19 protein-coding genes are annotated in these 18,809 nt (G+C 33.5%); 10 read left to right on the top strand and 9 right to left on the bottom strand.

The window, feature by feature from the left end; all coding sequences use genetic code 11:
• Position 1 precedes the first annotated feature (1 nt).
• Together Q0800_RS08095 and Q0800_RS08100 are read left to right on the top strand one after the other, a co-directional pair.
• Positions 2 to 334: a hypothetical protein gene (locus tag Q0800_RS08095; protein ID WP_299128816.1), complete on the top strand. Its 333-nt coding sequence runs from the start codon at positions 2 to 4 to the stop codon at positions 332 to 334.
• Between the two features lie 5 nt (positions 335 to 339).
• Positions 340 to 984, top strand: a complete 645-nt coding sequence (locus tag Q0800_RS08100) for an alpha/beta fold hydrolase (protein WP_299128818.1) — start codon at positions 340 to 342, stop codon at positions 982 to 984.
• Here Q0800_RS08100 and Q0800_RS08105 read toward each other — a convergent pair.
• Positions 981 to 1,424 carry a hydrolase gene (locus tag Q0800_RS08105; protein WP_299128820.1) on the bottom strand — a complete coding sequence of 148 codons (444 nt, stop codon included), beginning with the start codon at positions 1,422 to 1,424 and terminating at the stop codon, positions 981 to 983. The two genes, Q0800_RS08100 and Q0800_RS08105, sit on opposite strands and share 4 nt — an antisense overlap.
• A gap of 68 nt (positions 1,425 to 1,492) precedes the next feature.
• Positions 1,493 to 2,254, bottom strand: a complete 762-nt coding sequence (locus Q0800_RS08110) for an MBL fold metallo-hydrolase (protein ID WP_299128821.1) — start codon at positions 2,252 to 2,254, stop codon at positions 1,493 to 1,495.
• 90 nt (positions 2,255 to 2,344) lie between these two features.
• Between Q0800_RS08110 and Q0800_RS08115 the strand changes: the two genes are divergently transcribed.
• A complete protein-coding gene (locus Q0800_RS08115) occupies positions 2,345 to 3,796 on the top strand; it encodes a TonB-dependent receptor (protein ID WP_299128822.1) in 1,452 nt (483 codons plus the stop codon).
• An 83-nt stretch (positions 3,797 to 3,879) separates the two neighbouring features.
• Here Q0800_RS08115 and bcp read toward each other — a convergent pair whose 3' ends face one another.
• Positions 3,880 to 4,335 (bottom strand): thioredoxin-dependent thiol peroxidase, encoded by a 456-nt coding sequence (gene bcp, locus Q0800_RS08120; protein ID WP_299128823.1) that lies wholly within the window; start codon positions 4,333 to 4,335, stop codon positions 3,880 to 3,882.
• A 36-nt stretch (positions 4,336 to 4,371) separates the two neighbouring features.
• On the opposite strand from bcp, the gene nth reads away from it, so the two are divergent.
• Both nth and Q0800_RS08130 read left to right on the top strand, forming a co-directional pair.
• A complete protein-coding gene (gene nth / locus Q0800_RS08125; protein ID WP_299128824.1) occupies positions 4,372 to 5,028 on the top strand; it encodes an endonuclease III in 657 nt (218 codons plus the stop codon).
• Between the two features lie 189 nt (positions 5,029 to 5,217).
• The gene (locus tag Q0800_RS08130; protein WP_299128825.1) at positions 5,218 to 5,769 is read left to right on the top strand and encodes a hypothetical protein; all 552 of its coding nucleotides are present in this window, start codon (positions 5,218 to 5,220) and stop codon (positions 5,767 to 5,769) included.
• Positions 5,770 to 5,795: 26 nt separating this feature from the next.
• Here the strand turns inward: Q0800_RS08130 and Q0800_RS08135 are convergent, their stop codons facing one another.
• Together Q0800_RS08135 and Q0800_RS08140 are read right to left on the bottom strand one after the other, a co-directional pair.
• Positions 5,796 to 5,939 (bottom strand): hypothetical protein, encoded by a 144-nt coding sequence (locus Q0800_RS08135; protein WP_299128826.1) that lies wholly within the window; start codon positions 5,937 to 5,939, stop codon positions 5,796 to 5,798.
• A gap of 57 nt (positions 5,940 to 5,996) precedes the next feature.
• Positions 5,997 to 6,581: a sigma-70 family RNA polymerase sigma factor gene (locus Q0800_RS08140; RefSeq protein WP_299128827.1), complete on the bottom strand. Its 585-nt coding sequence runs from the start codon at positions 6,579 to 6,581 to the stop codon at positions 5,997 to 5,999.
• A gap of 238 nt (positions 6,582 to 6,819) precedes the next feature.
• On the opposite strand from Q0800_RS08140, the gene uvrA reads away from it, so the two are divergent.
• Positions 6,820 to 9,609, top strand: coding sequence for an excinuclease ABC subunit UvrA (gene uvrA, locus Q0800_RS08145; RefSeq protein ID WP_299128828.1), 2,790 nt, complete (start codon positions 6,820 to 6,822; stop codon positions 9,607 to 9,609).
• A gap of 2 nt (positions 9,610 to 9,611) precedes the next feature.
• Entirely contained in the window at positions 9,612 to 10,271 is a 660-nt protein-coding gene (locus Q0800_RS08150) for a hypothetical protein (RefSeq protein WP_299128829.1), read from the top strand.
• Between the two features lie 14 nt (positions 10,272 to 10,285).
• Here the strand turns inward: Q0800_RS08150 and Q0800_RS08155 are convergent, their stop codons facing one another.
• Positions 10,286 to 11,344 carry a DUF3667 domain-containing protein gene (locus Q0800_RS08155; RefSeq protein WP_299128830.1) on the bottom strand — a complete coding sequence of 353 codons (1,059 nt, stop codon included), beginning with the start codon at positions 11,342 to 11,344 and terminating at the stop codon, positions 10,286 to 10,288.
• Between the two features lie 230 nt (positions 11,345 to 11,574).
• Between Q0800_RS08155 and Q0800_RS08160 the strand changes: the two genes are divergently transcribed.
• Positions 11,575 to 12,216 carry a hypothetical protein gene (locus Q0800_RS08160; RefSeq protein ID WP_299128831.1) on the top strand — a complete coding sequence of 214 codons (642 nt, stop codon included), beginning with the start codon at positions 11,575 to 11,577 and terminating at the stop codon, positions 12,214 to 12,216.
• 152 nt (positions 12,217 to 12,368) lie between these two features.
• The gene (locus Q0800_RS08165) at positions 12,369 to 13,631 is read left to right on the top strand and encodes a hypothetical protein (RefSeq protein WP_299128832.1); all 1,263 of its coding nucleotides are present in this window, start codon (positions 12,369 to 12,371) and stop codon (positions 13,629 to 13,631) included.
• A gap of 116 nt (positions 13,632 to 13,747) precedes the next feature.
• On the opposite strand, the gene Q0800_RS08170 is transcribed toward Q0800_RS08165, so the two are convergent.
• The 3 genes from Q0800_RS08170 to Q0800_RS08180 form a co-directional block, all read right to left on the bottom strand.
• Entirely contained in the window at positions 13,748 to 15,034 is a 1,287-nt protein-coding gene (locus Q0800_RS08170) for a glycosyltransferase (RefSeq protein WP_299128833.1), read from the bottom strand.
• A gap of 53 nt (positions 15,035 to 15,087) precedes the next feature.
• On the bottom strand, positions 15,088 to 17,496 hold the full coding sequence (locus tag Q0800_RS08175) for a YfhO family protein (RefSeq protein ID WP_299128834.1): 2,409 nt from the start codon (positions 17,494 to 17,496) through the stop codon (positions 15,088 to 15,090).
• Positions 17,497 to 17,570: 74 nt separating this feature from the next.
• Entirely contained in the window at positions 17,571 to 17,843 is a 273-nt protein-coding gene (locus Q0800_RS08180) for a DUF4834 family protein (protein WP_299128835.1), read from the bottom strand.
• Between the two features lie 125 nt (positions 17,844 to 17,968).
• Here Q0800_RS08180 and Q0800_RS08185 point away from each other — a divergent pair.
• Positions 17,969 to 18,809 (top strand): transporter (locus Q0800_RS08185; protein ID WP_299128836.1); only part of this gene is annotated, 841 nt, incomplete at its 3' end.

The following is an 18,809-nucleotide window of genomic DNA, read 5'->3' on the forward strand; positions in this document are numbered from 1 at the left end:
TATGAACCAAAGAACAATTGACGAAGGCAAAACTATGAGTTTAGTGGCCTATTTAACGTTGTTAGGTACTCTGATCGCCTTTATTATGAACCAAGATAAAAAGAATCCGTTTACCTATTTTCATCTAAGACAAGCCCTTGGCTTAGGCCTACTCTATATTATGATTGCATCGGTAGTTAGTAGTTTTGATAGCATGATGGTGAGCATGTCTTTTTGGATATTTTTTTCTGTCTTATACCTCTACGGCATCTTTGGAGCCATTACAGGTAAAACCAACATAATTCCACTGCTTGGCAAAATCTTTCAGAACGTATTTAAAACTATAGGACAATAGAGACTATGACTAAACTTAATTATATCACAAGGGCATCATCGCTAAAAGAAAATGCACCGCTTTTAATTATGTGTCATGGCTATGGAAGTGATGAAAATGATTTATTTTCATTTGCACCAGAACTTACTGATGAATTATTTATAATTTCTTTACAAGCTCCATACCCTATGCAGCCCTATGGAAATGCTTGGTATGCTATAAATTTTGACGCTGTAAACGGAAAATGGAGCGACGATGAACAAGCCAAACAGTCGGTAAACTTAATATCAGAATTTATTGACTATGCTTGCAGCACCTACCCTGTAGATTCAAAAAACGTTACACTTTTAGGGTTTAGCCAAGGTTCTATATTAAGTTATGCCGTTGCACTTAGATATCCTAAAAAAATAAAGAATATAGTAGCATTAAGCGGCTATATTAATGAAGCTATTTTACCAGATCAAATTAAAAATAAAGATGTAGCGCACTTAAACTTCTTTTGTTCTCATGGTTCTGTAGACCAAGTAATCCCTATAGATTGGGCAAAAAAAACACCAAAGTTTTTAGACGACTTAGGTATTAATAATAGCTACAAAGAATACCCTGTTGGCCATGGCGTAGCACCACAAAATTTTTATGATTTTAAAGCTTGGTTAAAGCAGTATATTTAATCGAGCTTAGGATATATAAAGCTCTCAGCTAATTTATACTGTAAGTCATTATGATCATCGATACTGTAGGTTACAAAAATTTCGCCCCAATAGGTTCCATCTGTAAAATTTGCAACAATCCACCTATGATTTAAAATTCTAACTTTATTAATCAGCAATTTAGAACCTGTTAAAGACACAAAAGGCACTATAGGATGATCATCTCCTTTATAATCATTCATATTATAAAGACCTTCGGTAATAGCTTTTATTAATTCGTCTACATTATAACCTTGGGCCACAAAATAGTCTAAAGCATTGTCATTATGCTCAATATTAAAATAACTAAGATCAAAATTTTGAGCTTCTAGTGTTGCCACAGCTTTTTCTTTATCTTCTACAGTTTTTTTATACTTTCTAATATCCTTTTCGTATTTGTCAATTATATTTTTAGAGTTCACATGTTGAAAAACAATCAGCAAAGCTGAAAAAATAAACAGGTACATAAACACGCGTGCCTTCATAATATTTAAATCGTAATTTGTAAATTATCGTATGCCAAAAAAACGTTTTTTGGCAGGTTTTGTTGTACGTCGTCATGAAAACCTAACAAATGACTTATATGTGTTAAGTACGCTTTTTTAGGCTTTAACATGTCTATAAAATCTAGTGCTTCCTCAAGGTTAAAATGCGATATATGAGGTTCTTCTCTAAGTGCATTAACCACAAGCACATCTAAATTTTTAAGCTTATTCATTTCTGCACTAGATACTGTTTTCATATCAGTGAGATAGGCAAAATCTTTAAACCGAAACCCAAACACCTGTAGCTTGTAATGTAAACCATCAATAGGAATAACTTCTAAATTACTCAAAGTAAATGGTTTATTTTCAATGGTGTGTTCTACAACACTAGGAACACCAGGATACTTTGGTGCTGTTGTAAAAATATAATCAAATCTTTTTTTTAAGGCCTTAAAAACGCGTTGGTGCGCGTACAAATGTATAGCGCCTTGTTTAAAAAAAAATGGACGGATATCGTCTAATCCCATAGTATGGTCTGCATGTTCATGGGTAAAAACTATCCCGTCCAATTTAGAGACGTTTGCCCTTAACATTTGTTGCCTAAAATCTGGGCCACAATCTATAACGTAAGTATAGGTACTCCATTCTATCAATATTGAAACACGAAGTCTTTTATCCTTTGGGTCTTTACTTAAGCAAACAGGATGATTACTAGCTATAATTGGAATTCCTTGTGAAGTCCCAGTACCTAAAAAAGTTACTTTCAAAAGGTTTTAAGTTTCTAACAAAAGTAAGCTTATTTTTTTGTTTGCCACACTAAATTAATACCTTTGTTGTACTATGAAATTGCAATATTGATGGAAGAAATAACGTATAAAGGGGATTTTGAAATTGAGAACATTCCGTCACTCAAAGATAAAGCCTTAAGAATTAATCTTAACAGAGACATTTACGGCACATTTGCAGAGATTGGCGCAGGCCAAGAAACTGTGCGTCAGTTTTTTAGAGCAGGTGGTGCATCTGGCACTATAGCTAAAGCTATGTCCGCTTACGACAAAAACTTTAGTGATGCTATCTATGGCATAGAAAATGACAAACGCTACGTTACTGAAGCTAGACTACGTAAAATGCTGGTGCATGAAGTCAACTTAATGGAAGAGCGTATCCCTAGAGATAATAATCCTAATAAGATTTTTTTTACCTATGCTAATACTGTGGCAACCATTGATTTTGCGAAAAAATACAAAGGTCATGGATGGGTTGGTATTCGCTTTCAGGTAGAACCTAAAGGAGCATATAACGAAATTGTAATTCATATTCGCTTTAAAGAAAATGATGCAAGATTACAGCAAGAAACACTAGGTAAACTAGGCACTAATTTAATTTATGGTGCCTTTTACAAATACAACCAGCCTAGAAAGTTACTACGCTATCTTTACGACCATTTAGAAAAAGATCAGTTAGAAATAGATACCATAAATTTTTCTGGTCCTGTTTTTAGAGATGTTGACAACCGTTTAATGAGTCTTCAGCTCGTTAAAAATGGAATGACCGATGCCGTAATGTTTGCACCAGATGGCAATAACGTCTTACCTGCAAGAGTACTCTACAAAAAAAATATTTTAGCTTTAAGAGGAAGTTTTAGACCTGTAACAAAGGTGAATATGGACATGTTAGAGAAGTCCTACGAAATGTTCATTAAAGAAAATAAGGTTAACAAAGACAAAACACAGGTTATTTTTGAGGTTACCTTGTCTAACCTGCGTGCCGAAGGAGAAATTGACGAGCAAGATTTTATGGACAGAGCCAAATTGCTTTGCTCCTTAGGGCAAACTGTGCTTATCTCCAACTTTCAAGAATATTACAAACTCGTTGAGTATTTTTCGCAATATTCTAAAAACAGAATGGGTCTAGCCTTAGGCGTTAACAACCTAGTAGATATTTTTGACGAAAAATATTACCGCCATTTAAGTGGTGGTATTTTAGAAGCCTTTGGTAAATTATTCTACAAAGATCTTAGAGTATACCTTTATCCAATGGAAAATAAGGATGGTAGCTTAACCACTAGCGAAAATCTTAAGGTTCACCCTAGAATGAAAGAACTTTATAAATTCTTTAAATATAATGGTAAAGTTGTAGATATTAACGATTTTGATAAATCTATACTATCTGTTTTCTCTAGAACCGTTCTTAAAATGATTGCAAACGGAGAAAACGGTTGGGAAGTTATGCTACCAGAAGGTGTTGCTAAGATTATTAAAGAAAAGAGTTTATTTGGCTGCGAAACTGAAGAGGTTGTGCATAAATAGCACGCCTATTCGTTGTAAAAAAGCGACCTTTTTGTAAGTTTATTAAACAAAAAAGGTCGCTTTTATTATTACATAACTCAAAATTAATTACTTAGAATTTGATCCGTATGTGCTTTGGTTTTAACCTTTGTAATTACGTTTTCTAAAACACCATCTTCATCAATTACAAACGTTGTTCTGTGAATGCCGTCATATTCTTTACCCATAAACTTCTTAGGACCCCAAACACCAAAAGCTTCAATTACAGATTTATCCTCGTCTGCCAATAAGGGATACTGAAAACCATATTTGTTTTTAAAATTAGACTGACGCTTTGCACTGTCCGCACTAACACCTAAAATTTCGTAACCTTGGGATTGAAATTTTTCAAAATTATCGTTTAAATTACAAGCTTCTGCAGTACAACCAGGCGTACTTGCTTTTGGATAAAAGAAAACAACAAGTTTTTTCCCTTTGTAATCCGTTAAATTTACTGTATTTCCGTCTTGGTCTAATGCTGAAAAATCTGGTGCTTTATCACCTACTTTTAAATGCGTCATAATTACTTTAATTTTGTTTCAACAAAAATACAATGTATGACCAAGCAAGAAAAGGTGCAATTTGTTATAAATACGTTAAAGGAATTTTACCCAGAAATACCTATTCCACTAGACCATAAAGACCCTTACACCCTATTAATTGCGGTTTTAATGTCTGCACAGAGTACCGACGTGCGTGTTAATCAAATAACACCACTATTATTTGAAAGAGCAGACAATCCTTATGATATGATTAAGCTAAGCGTTGAAGAGATTCGAGAAATAATAAAACCCGTAGGGCTATCTCCAATGAAAAGTAAAGGTATCTATGGTTTGTCTCATATTCTTATAGACAAACACAATGGTAAAGTTCCACAAACTTATGAAGCATTAGAGGCTTTACCTGCCGTAGGCCATAAAACAGCAGCAGTTGTACTCTCTCAAGCCTTTGGTATGCCTGCATTTCCTGTAGATACACATATTCATCGGTTGATGTACCGTTGGAATTTAACTAATGGTAAAAATGTGGTACAAACCGAAAAAGATGCTAAGCGCCTATTCCCAAAAGAACTTTGGAATGATTTACACTTACAAATTATTTGGTATGGCCGAGAATACTCTCCTGCACGCGGTTGGGATTTAGACAAAGACATTATTACTAAGACTATTGGCAGAAAATCGGTTTTAGAGGATTATTATAAAAAGAAGAAATAGGAATTATTTTCTGTCTTGCTAATAAACCCAACCCTTAATCGTTTCGTCACTAAAGTTATTAAACGTAAGAGACTATACCCAAGAAGGGAAATTTAAAAATTTAAAAATTTAATTTCAATTTCGTCTTCGGCTTCGATTTCAACTTCATTTTCGGTACAATTCTTGTTGCTTTTGAGGAAACTACCAATTATGAAAAACTTAATCGCTATAGCTTTATTAATAGTAGCAACGTCCTGTATTCCTTATAAAATCGCTCCTAAATTTAAGGACAAAGGTTATAAAATAGTAAGAGGTCAAAAATTTAAGCGCACACTGCCAAATGAAACCTCTTACATTTTTAAAGACCCAAAAGATGCTAATGAGTTTTACAATTATCTAAACACTAAATACAGCCTTAACCATACTAATGTTGGATTAAACACTCCAATAACCATTGAGAATAATAAGTATACGCTAAGCTATTATGAAGCTGAGCGCAGCGATGAAATCGCAAATATAGGTTTAGTGGCTACAGATCTTGTACTCAAAGAAAAAACAGGCATTACCGCCTTTGAGGACAACTATTCATCCCGAAAAGGCCACTGGTATATTGTGATAACTTTGCACGATGAAAATTTAAATAATGGTTTGTTAGAAAATCACCCAAAGTATAAAGAACTAGTTCAGTTTTTAAAAAAACTACAGAAAGAATACCTCAATACCTTTAATTATGAAGAATTATTATTCATAAAAAAATCCTGATGCCTAACATCAGGATTTTAACTAATCTAATTTAGAAGTGCTTCAAACTTCAATTTATTATAATCTATAACACGTAAAGCCTTAGAATAATTAAGAAGAAAACTAATAGTTTCGTCTTTGGGTTTTAGGTTTTCATTTTTTGGGGTAGCGTTAGAGTAAATTTTTTCCATATTTAGAATTAATGGGTTAGTATATGGTAAAAACGTCTCTTAAAACACTTTATTGTATCAATTGGTTAATACTATATTATTTTGCTCAATTACTTTACGCATATTAATGAGCGCATAACGCATTCTACCCAGTGCTGTATTAATACTCACACCTGTTCGTTCTGAGATTTCTTTAAAGCTCATATCTTGGTACATACGCATAACAAGTACTTGTTTTTGATCTTCAGGAAGCTCTTCTATAACACGTCTTACGTCAGATTCTACTTGGTCTTTAATCATACTTTTTTCCGCATTTAAACTAGAATCACTTAGGACGGAAAAGATGCTAAACTCGCCTGCATTATCAAATTTGGGCATTCTGTTAGTCTTTCTAAAATGATCTATTACCAAATTATGAGCTATCCGCATTACCCAAGGTAAAAATTTACCTTCCTCATTATACTTGCCGCGCTTTAATGTTCTAATCACCTTAATAAAGGTATCCTGAAAAATATCTTCAGTAACGTCTCTATCAAATACCTTAGAATAAATAAAACTGTAAATTTTTTGTTTGTGTCTACCGATTAATACCGAAAGTGCATTTTCATTACCGTTAATGTAGTTGCTAACTAACTCTGCGTCTAGGATAAGTTCTTTATTCATAATTATTACTCTTAGTAGTAAGAAGCAAGGGCTTCTTAGCAAGGGGTTAAAGTTTTCTAAAAGTAAAATTATGCGATACGCAGGTGTATTTTATTGTTTATAACAATTACAATATAACAACAATCATTCCATAAAAACAAAAAAAACTACTAAATTTTAACATTTTATCGGCTAAAATGTTCCTTTTATAGATAAAATAGATGTAGTATCTTTGCCTAATTAGAACCATAAACACTCAATGAGCACTACTACTCTAGACGTAAACCCAAAGGAAAATATTATAATTAAAGGTGCTAAACTGCATAATTTAAAAAATGTTGATGTTGTTATACCAAGAAATAAATTAGTTGTTATTACTGGGCTTTCGGGTTCTGGCAAGTCTAGTTTAGCCTTTGATACTTTATATGCGGAAGGCCAAAGACGTTATGTTGAGAGCTTAAGTAGTTATGCGCGCCAATTTTTGGGAAGACTTAACAAACCTAAAGTAGATTACATTAAAGGTATTGCACCAGCTATTGCCATTGAACAAAAAGTTAATTCTACAAACCCGCGCTCAACAGTTGGTACAACGACTGAAATTTATGACTATTTAAAGTTATTATTTGCACGCATTGGTAAGACCTTCTCTCCTATTTCTGGCGAAGAAGTAAAAAAACATAGAGTAACGGATGTTGTCGATTATATTTCAAAATTTGAAAGCGGTTCTAAATTATTACTACTCGCCCCAATCCAACTAGAAGAAGGTAGAACTGTTGAAAACAAATTACAAACGCTTTTACAACAAGGTTATGCACGTATTAAATACCAAGACAACGTACGTCGTATAGATGATGCATTACAAGAAAACATAAAATCAGACAAGGATTTATACTTAGTCGTAGATAGAATAATTTATAAAGACGATGACGATTTTCGTAACCGATTGGCAGATGCTGTTGAAACTTCTTTTTTTGAAGGTGTAGGCACTTGTATCGTAGAAGCTTTAAAAGACAACACGCAAAAGACCTTTAATAACCGTTTTGAATTAGATGGTATCACTTTTCTTGAGCCAAACGCACATCTTTTTAGCTTTAACAATCCTTATGGAGCCTGCTCAAAATGTGAAGGTTATGGTGATGTTATCGGTATCGATGATGATTTGGTAATACCCAATACAGCCCTATCTATTTACGAAAACGCAATTTTTCCGTGGCGAGGCGAAAGTATGAGTTGGTATAGAGACCAATTGGTAAATAATTCGCACAAGTTTAACTTTCCGATACATAAACCTTATTTTGAATTAAGCGATAAGCATAAAGCCTTAATCTGGTCTGGTAACACATATTTTGAAGGCTTAGACAGCTTCTTTGCTGAGCTAGAATCTAAAGCCTATAAGATTCAGAATCGTGTAATGCTATCTCGTTATCGCGGTAAAACCAAATGTAATGTTTGTAAAGGCAAACGCTTAAGAGAAGAAGCCAGTTATGTTAAAATAAATGGATATACCATTACAGATTTGGTAGATTTACCATTAAATGAATTGTCTTCATTCTTCAAAGCACTAGAACTTAATACATACGATTCTAAAATTGCCAAACGCTTATTGACCGAAATTAATACCAGATTAGAATTCTTATCTAATGTAGGATTAAATTACCTCACCTTAAACAGAAGATCTAATACCCTTTCTGGCGGAGAAAGTCAGCGTATTAATTTAGCAACATCACTAGGCAGTAGTCTTGTAGGCTCAATGTATATATTAGATGAGCCAAGTATTGGGTTGCATCCTAAAGATACCGAACGGTTAATCGAGGTTTTAAAATCTTTACGAGATTTAGGCAATACCGTTATTGTTGTAGAGCACGACGAGGATATTATGAAAGCTGCTGATGAAATTATTGATATTGGCCCAGAGGCAGGCACTTTTGGAGGCGAAGTCGTTGCTACAGGTAAATTTAAAGATATCCTATCCTCAGATACATTAACCGCAAAGTACCTTAATGGCAAACTAGAGATTGAGGTCCCAGCAAAACGTAGAACATCTAAATACCATATAGACATTGTTGGTGCTCGGGAAAATAATCTAAAAAACATAGACGTTACTTTTCCACTGCAAATGTTGACGGTAGTTACAGGAGTTTCTGGTAGCGGAAAAAGTACATTAATTAAAAAGATTTTATTTCCTGTTATACAAAAAAAACTTACCGGGTTTAGCGATAAAGCTGGTCAGTTTACTGAAATAAAAGGTAATTATAGTACCATTAAGCATGTGGAATTTGTAGACCAAAATCCTATTGGGCGTTCTTCGCGTTCTAATCCGGTGACTTATATTAAAGCTTACGACGATATTCGCGCCTTATTCGCAGCACAAAAACTGAGTAAAATACGCAACTATGCTGCCAAGCATTTTAGTTTTAATGTAGATGGTGGTCGTTGCGAAACTTGTAAAGGCGAAGGTGAAGTTACTATAGAGATGCAGTTTATGGCCGATGTACATTTAACCTGCGATACTTGTAACGGAAAACGCTTTAAAAAAGAAGTACTCGAAGTTAATTTTGAAGGTAAATCCATTGCCGATCTTCTTAATATGACAATTGATGATGCTATTGATTTCTTTAAAACACATACGCAAACTAAAATACAAAATAAGCTACAACCTTTACAAGATGTAGGTTTGGGCTATGTTACTTTAGGTCAGTCATCCTCTACCCTTTCTGGTGGTGAAGCACAACGTATAAAATTGGCAACCTTTTTAGGTAAAGGCAGTAAAAGCGATAACGCCCTCTTTATCTTTGATGAACCTACGACTGGGCTTCATTTTCATGATATACAAAAGCTGCTAAAATCTTTTCAGGCATTAATTGCAAAAGGCCATTCTATAATTGTAATTGAGCATAATATAGATTTAATTAAATGTGCAGATTACATCATTGATCTAGGACCAGAAGGTGGAAAACATGGTGGAAAACTCGTAGCATTTGGTACACCAGAAGACATTGTTTCTAATAAAAAATCGGTTACTGGGAAATACCTACAAGACAAATTATAAATATGGATTTGCCAGAAGGTTTTCATAAAGAAGTTATTGAGGCTAGAGAAAGTAATACTAACAACGTTAGTCATATTAACGATTTAGTATCAACCGAACCTCTTAATCCTGGTGGTGCAAGTTTTAAAACAAACGTTTTAATTAAAGCATCACCTAGTAAATATATTTACAAACCCTATATAGGTGTTGCCCTGTTTTGCTTTATGTTTTTTGCTTTAGGCTTAGGACTTTTATTTTTTGCCTTTTTTCCATTTTCTGGTGATTCTATAAATGCTAGTTGGGCTATAATTGCAGTTGGTCTTATATTTATGTTAGTAGCTAGCTTTATGTTTTACAGTTTTTATAAACCACGAGTTTTTGATAAACAGCTAGGCTTATACTATAGTACTTATAATTTTAAATTATATTCTTCAAATCGAAAAAATTCTAACGATTATATAAAACTTAATAGAATCGAGGCACTACAAATTATTGGTGAGCACGTTAAAAGTGATAATGGCTCGTATAAAAGTTTTGAACTCAACTTAGTATTAGACGATAACTCCCGAAAAAATGTAATTGACCACGGCAATTTAAAATCTATTATTGATGATGCACATACGTTAAGTGAGTTTTTAAATGTTCCTATATGGCACGCAAAGTCCTCTAGCGTTGTTTTCTGAATTAAATAAAAGGATTAATAAAAGAAGAAAGCAATAACACCAAGAATTGTAAACGATAACGGCAGCACCAACAATAAGAATAAAAAACTTACCACACCACTTTTAATAAAACTAAGAAACCAGCGCTGTCCATAAAATTTTATAACCGCTAAAAGCAGATAAACAAATGTTGATAATGCCACTAGCCAGTCTATCCAATCTGGTATTGACATCAATCTATTAAGTCCAAATATGATACTAAACACTAAAAACAAAAACGAAAAATAGTAAAAGCTAAACACCAAGTGATGTGCATAACGTCCTTTTTTATAAAAAAACAGCTTTAACAAAAACGCAAAAATTGGTAACAAAAAAAACATTGCTAAAGGAATACTATCGATAAAGTTCTGATAGATTTGTCCTAGTCCCATGTCTTTATAAAACTTAAGAATTTGTTTAAAGAACTTACGCTGAACGTAACCTGCGTCCTCTTCCATACCCATAAAGATATAGAGCTCTTCATTAGTTTTACCTATTCTTATAAGTGAGTCCATTTCTGTTTCATTAAAACCAAAATCAACATAATTAGTAGTATTAGGAACCTTAATATTAGACATAGAGTCTAAACGTTTTAAATCCTCGTCATTGATTCCTATAGCTTTCCCGTTATCGCTAATTGGTTTTAAATACGTATTAATAGCTACGGTGTCTTTAGGGATAACACTTGTGCTTTGCTCTAAACTTTCAGACCTACTGGCCAAGACACGTTGCATATTCTTATCGAGCTCTACTCTGCCCTCACGCACATAAAAATTAAAAAGAAAAAAGAAAATAACTGCAACAAACAAGTACATCTGTGCAGGGTGCAAATACTTTAAACGTTTCCCTTTAATAAATTCTTTTGCCAAGTAACCAGGCTTAAACATTAAAGGAATAAAGCTTTTTAGAAAACGTGCATCAAAAGAAAAGTAATTACTAATAGTATTATAAAATAATACGCCAAGCGTAAGTATATCATTGGTTTTTTGCCCACAATGTGGACAAAATTTAAAACCAGATTCATAGTGTTTTTCACAATTTTGACAAGTATCCATTTGCGTACTTATAAGTAATGGTTAGTCTGCGTTGAAAATAATGAAAATAAACACTTTTATTAAGTTTTAAGCAAAAAAAAATAACATTTAAAGGCTTTAAACGGCATTCAATACTTTGTAAATCAGAATGTTACTTTTTTGGCATGCTAATTGGTTTTACTAGCCACATAGCGTAAGCCCAAAAGTTCTAAATGCGTTAGTAACTGGGCAAATCTAAAAACCTATATATTATGAAAAGTAAACTACTTTTTTTAGCAGTGGTGTTGGTAGGACTAACATCAGCTACAGCAACAACAGCAGGAGATGCTGTTTTAAATGGGGAAGATTCAAAATATGCGCGCTATCGTTTTTCGCAACCAATAACGTTTGTGGAACGTGGTGTAGAGTTCTTAATTTTTCCAGATGGCAGTTTCGATTTTAATACCGAAATCCTAGCTCCATCACCAAACAATGACGATTATTACTACAAACAAAATAGACGTCGTACCAACCGCACCTATGGAGCACCAGGTACACAATACCATCGCAGAGACAGAGGTGTTTTAATACGACACGATAGACTTGGCCGCGTGCGACGTATTGGTAATGTATTTATGAATTATGATAGACAAGGTCGAATAAAACGTGTTGGCTCTGTTTATATGAATTACCGAAGAGGTCAACTAAAACAAGTTGGAGGACTCAGAATTATCTATAACCGCTACGGTGAAATTGTGGACACAAGAGGCTTTGTTAATTTTAACAATAGAGTAAACATTTGGCATTCTCAGACTTTTGATGATGACTGGAATGATAACTGGAACAACGATAACGATTTTTACTATTACCGTAAAAATGGAAAGATTAAAAAGCAAAAAAAGCTTAAACAATAATCTCTTTATTTTTTGAGATCTAAATCCCGATTGCACACCCCAATGCTTCGGGATTTTTTATTTGCTATTAAACGCCATATAAATACGTATTTAGTTTTTTGGCACGCTGTTTGTAACTTACTTATTGAGTTTAATTTTAAAACCCTTGACTTATGAAACGGATTCTATTTTTATTTGCAGGATTAATTGCTATGAGCAGTACTGCATTCGCAACTAACACATCAACATTAGAAGCTGAAGCTTCAGTAAATAATTATGTGAGAGGTTATGACAATTCTTTCATATTTAACGAAGGAGGTATAGAATTCTCTGTGTTTAGAGATGGTCAGTTTGACTTTTATATTCCGCAATATGGACCAAACGTTAATGTTGGAGTAAATACACCAGGATTTACTTTAAGTTTTAACTCTGGCTTTAATTACAATCCATACGTACAGTATGATAGTTTTGGAGCAATTATTCAGATTGAAAATACGCCTATTTTCTATGATTATTTTGGTAGAGTTAATCAAATTGGTAACATCTTTATAAATTATAATCGCTTTAACAGAATAAGCAGAATTGGTGGACTAAATGTATTTTACAGAAACAATGTGTTTTGGAGATATGATGGATTTATAAACAGATTCAATAGAGCTTATGTTTGGAGACCTTGGCACAGATTTTATGCTGTACCACCAGTAAATTATTGTGTTGTTAATGTTAATCCTTACAGACAGTTTTACACACCTGTAAGACATGTATACTACAGACCATACAGAAATAATGTAAGACATTTTAATGTGGTTAACGGAAGACGTGGAAATGCAAACATAGGAGGACGTAATTCTAGTATTAATAATAGATATGTACAGTCACCTAGAAATAGCAGAGAGCGCTCTATACAGAGAACTGTAACTCGCAGAAATACGGAAATTACAAGAACGAGAAGTACGCGATTAGCAGCTAACACAAGAACTAATACTATAGATAGAAGTACAAATACACGAGTACGTTCTAATAGAAATGCTAACAGAATGGTTAGAAATAATAGTGAAAGTGTAAGAACGAGATCAAATTCTAGAGCTAATACAAATAGAACTGTGAGATCAACAAGATCTAAGCCAAGAGTAGCGTCTTCGGCAAACACAACTCGCTCTAGATCTATAAATACACCAAGAAATGAAAGAAGGCAGGTGACTTCTAACAGAACTAGTGTGTCTAATAGATTAGGAAGCCAAACTAATAATTCGGTAAGGAAACCAAACACGACTAAACATCGTACATATAATAAAGTAAGTTCACAAAACAAAAGACAGAGAAGTACTTCTGTTCAAAACAAAAGAAAGTCATCTTCAGTATCGACAAGATCTAACACTAGTAGAAGAAGTAGCCAAACCTCTACTAGATCTAATACAAGACGTACTAGAGGATAAACAACAAAACATGATTTTTTTGGTTGGTTAGTAGAAATCCCGCATACGGAATGCCTAAGAGCACCTTGCGGGATTTCTCGTATCTATAAGTTAATCAAATATAATCCCAATTTAGACTACAAATTATTAATAAGCTTCGCCATTTTTTGTGTTAAAGCCTTTCTACTATAGGGCTCTAAACCAACAGCATTAACGATTAATTTATTGACCTTATAAGCTTCAAAATAAGTTAAAATTTGTGCTTTTAAAGCCTGCTTATCTTGGTATCCAAAATAATAACCTGTATTTGTGGATTTAATTATGTGCTCAACATCCGCATCTTTTGGCCCAATGGCCACTATTGGTGTTTCTGAGACTATATATTCAAAAACTTTTCCAGGTATGATAGCTTTAGTGTCTTTAGAATCTATTTCTATAAGTAATAAAAGCTGTGATTGCATTTGGTACTTTATAGCCTCGTTATGACTTACATATCCAACAATATTTAGATGTTTGTTTAAGTTATATTCTTCAATAGAGGCCACAACATCATCACTTACAACACCTATTAAATTTAGTTGAAATGCATTATCAAAAGTGCTATACTCATCTCTTAATTCTGAAAGTACTTTCCATAAAATTTTAGGATTACGATCAGATAACAACGAACCAATATGAGATAGTGTAAACTTTTTGTCCTTCTCCACCTTGCTTACCGAATGAGAATCGTAACCATTTGTAATAATTGTAATTGGTTTTTTTGTTTTTGTCTTAAATTCATTTTTGGTATGATTGCTAGTTACTACAATTTGGTCTGCATTATTTAAGACCTGCTTCTCTAATTGCCTATGTTTTGCTTTAGATGATGCTGTAAGTTTTAAGTCTTTGTGATAGCCAATAGTTGTCCAAGGATCTCTAAAATCTGCAATCCATTTAACATTACATTGTTCTTTTAAGTTTAAACCTATTAAATGTAAACTATGCGGAGGGCCAGTAGTAATAATAGTTTTAATTTGGTGTTGCTTAACATAATTAGAGAGAAAGGCCACAGAAGGCTTTACCCAATTTTTGCGTGCGTCTGGTATAAAATAATTACCACGTACGTAAAGCATTAACCGTTCTATAAAAGATTGCTTTTTTAATTTTGGAATTACACCAGAACTAATGGTTTTAGAACTTTTTTTAGAAAATAAGCGAGCCAATTTATAAGGCTCTTTTATAGGTTGTTTTAAGATTGTAATTCCGTTAGGAATCTCATCTACTAAACTCTCATCTCTTATAGGGTAACTTGGGTTTTCTGGGCAATAAACAATTGTTTCAATACCAAACTGTGGCAAGTATTTTACAAATTTCAACCAGCGCTGCACACCAGGTCCACCGGCTGGTGGCCAGTAATAAAGAATTATGAGTACTTTTGAGCCCATCCTAGCCTTCCTAAAGGGAAGGGATTTTAATCTTGCATAAGCAAGTTGAGTTATTATTCTTTGTCTTTAGCTTTAAAACTATAAAATATACCTAACAATAGTAATACCCCAAACATAGCAGAACTTGCTAAGGCAATTTTACTTCCGGTTTCAACAACTTTAGGTTCAAATTTAAATTCTATAATATGACGTCCTGCAGGCACCTCTAATCCACGTAAAATATAATTGACGCGTATGTGTGGTACTGGCTCGCCATTAATATAGGCGTTCCAACCGTTACTATAATAAATCTCTGAAAATACTGCAAAACCTTTGTTTGAGTTAGTGGATTCGTACTTTAAATAATTAGGTTTAAATTCAATTAATTTTATTGAAGCTACTGAATCTACTTCAAACCTATTTGTAGTTATTGGCATTGTTGTAACTGCGGTAGACTTAATATTTAAACTATCTAAGGCTTTAATTTCAGCATTAGCATCTTCCAATTCTTTAATCTCATTTACAAACCATGAGTTACCACTAGCATCGGGATTATCATAAGGAAATACCTGTCCTTTATCTTCGGCAATAATGTACTTTGTATTAAGCATGTTTAATACATTCATATTATTTTTATAAATATGAAATTCCAGTACATCATTATAGCGTCCTAATTTTGCTGCATGGTAACCAAATAACGAATTATGAAAGTAAGCCGCTCTACCAGGACGACGCTGACCATCAGATGACATATCTAAAACTCTAAAATGGCCTTTATCTTTTAAAATTTGCTTATCGGCAGCTGTTGGTTGGTAAGGTTTATCAACACTTAAGGCTGAAACAAAATCATCGTTATTGACATAAGTTTTATTAATAGACACCAAATCAAATACTATTAAAACTGCAAATACTACTACGACTAAATTTTCAGACAGCTTTTTCTTTAAAAAAAGATAAATGGTCCCGGCCGAAAGCGCTATTAAAAGCAGCGTGCGAATAGTATCTGCATTAAATAAGGTTTTTCTATCACTAATTAGAGCCTCAACTAAAGCTTCTGGTATATTTTGATCTCTATAGCTTTTGAAGTCGAAGAATGTAGATTTAAATAATAGAAATACTAAACATAAGCCTGCAGTTATTAGTACGGTATATTTTAGTGCGTTTAGTTTTTCTTCTTGTTTTTGAAAATCGTTAAAGAGACGTACCAAAGCAAAAACACCTAAAACAGGGATACAAAGTTCTAAAATCACCTGTATGGAACTCACTGCTCTAAATTTATTATAAAGTGGTACATAATCAATAAAGAAGTTGGTTATAAAACCTAAGTTTTTCCCATAAGACAGTAATAACGATAAAACTGTACCACCAACTAACCACCATTTTAAACGACCTTTCACTAAAAACAAGCCTAAAACAAAAAGAAATATAATAACTGCACCAACATAAGCAGGTGCTTCTACAATGGGTTGGTCTCCCCAATACATTGGTGCTTTTTTAGATAATTCTAAAGCCTCTATTGGCGAAGCTCCCATCGTCATGTAAGTGCTATATGTTTCAGAATCTTTACCAATATCTTCTGTGTTACCACCTCCCATAAACTTTGGGATAAACAAATTAAAAGTTTCGGCCAAACCATAGCTATATTCTGTAATGTAAGCTCTATCTAAACCATTTGATACCTCTTTTGGTGTTCCATCTGGCGCTACTGTTAACTCACTCTTTCCACGTGTACTTTCTTTAGCATACTCCTGCGTCGCCATTATGTTAGTAGCATTTAAACCTACAGCAATAATAACTGCAATTGTAAGCAGCCCTACGGATTTAAAGAAATGAGGCAGTACCTTTTTTCGGTAGGCATCGACTAAGTATGCTACACCCATTACCAATACAAGCAATAAGAGGTAATACGTCATTTGAAAATGATTAGCAACAATCTCTAAACCTAAAGCTACCACTGTTAATAAAAAACCTAAAATATAACGTTGCCTAAAGGTTAGAATTATACCAGCTAATACCATAGGCATGTAAGCTATAGCATGTGCTTTGGAGTTATGGCCAACTCCAAGAATTATTATAAGATATGTAGAAAAACCAAAGGCCAAAGCACCAAGTGCAGCTAGCCTAAAATCAACTTTAAGTGATAGTAATAAAATATAAAACCCCAAGAAATACAAAAACAAATAATCAGCAGGTCTTGGAAGGAAGCGCAACGTTAAATCAAGCTTTTTTATATAATTATGTGGGTAGGTAGTACCTAACTGGTACGTTGGCATACCACCAAAAGCACTGTTGGTCCAATAGGCTTCTTCACCAGTTTTTTCAGCAAAGTCCTTGTGTTGCTGAGCCATACCAATGTAATGCATTATATCGCTCTGAAAAATCTTTTTACCCTGTAAAACAGGACTAAAATAGGCTAAGGAAACTATCACAAAACCTATTAAAACTAGACAGTGCGGTAAAAAACGTTTATAAGAAAATGACATGAAATTTAAATTAACAAACCGATGCTGAAAAGTAATTAATTTTTAATGAAATTTTAGCTCAGATACAAATTAAATCAATCAATTTCTTCGTAATCGATGTATTCGCCTACTTTTTCGTTAGACGCTTTATTTTGTTTTGGCATTTTATCTATTACCGTCTCCCCTTCTTTTTGTTTTTGTGCATGGCGTTGTTGCGCTTGGTTCTGAAAATTACCAAATTGCTGCCCAAAGCGTTCTTCGGCTTTTTTAGCAACAAATTTCATTAAAATAGGGGCAAAAAGTCGGCTTAAAATCTTTAAACCAAACCAAATAAGCAATATGATTAAAACAGTCCTAAGTAATCCCATAATGGATGCTAAGTATAATATTTTAAAATATAAGTATCAAAAATACAATTATAGTTACGTATAATCCGTTATAATTCATTAAAAAAAGTATAAATTATATATATTTGAAATTAAACCAAAAGCCAATGCGTGTACTCAAATCTATTTTTGTTTTCTTATGTGTTTTTACCTATTTAAATCTTAATGCCCAATACACAGAGGTGATTAACTCTAACCGCCCAGGTGTATCAGAAAGTGCGTTTTCGGTTGGTACTAATGTAGTTCAGTTTGAGGCAGGAGCTTTTACTGTAGATGAAAAACACACTCCTTTGAATTACGAGGTTTCAGGTTTTGGTTTAGATTTTGCCGTTCGCTATGGTCTACTTTTTGAGCAATTAGAATTGCAACTCGATGGCGTTTATCAGAATGATACACGTACAGATTTTAGTAGTCAGATACCTACTGAAAACCCACGAGCTAACTTTAGAAATTTAACACTAGGTGCTAAATATCTAATTTTTGATCCTTATAAAAATGCCGAGGAAGCAAAACCTAACTTATACAGTTACCACGCTAACAGGAAATTTCAATGGAAATCACTTATACCAGCAGTATCAGTTTATGCTGGTGCAAATTTTGACTCTAAAAACAATCCTTATACGGCACCAGACGTAGAAGGTATTAGTCCAAAAGTGATGATTGCTACCCAAAATAATTTTAACGGAGGTTGGGTATTTGTTATGAATTTAATTAAAGACAGAATTGGTTCTGATTTCTCAGAGTTTCAGTATGTTTTAACATTAACTCATTCTTTTACACCACAATGGGTTGTATTTGGTGAAGCCCAAGGCATTAATAGCGATTTTTACGCAGATAATATTTTTAGATTTGGTGGTGCTTATCTTTGGACTCCAAATTTTCAACTAGACGCTAACATAGCATTTAACACCAAAGACACGCCAAGTGTATTTAATATTGCTTTTGGAG

Origin of the sequence: uncultured Winogradskyella sp., assembly GCF_937958655.1 — a bacterium.
Classification (GTDB): domain Bacteria; phylum Bacteroidota; class Bacteroidia; order Flavobacteriales; family Flavobacteriaceae; genus Winogradskyella.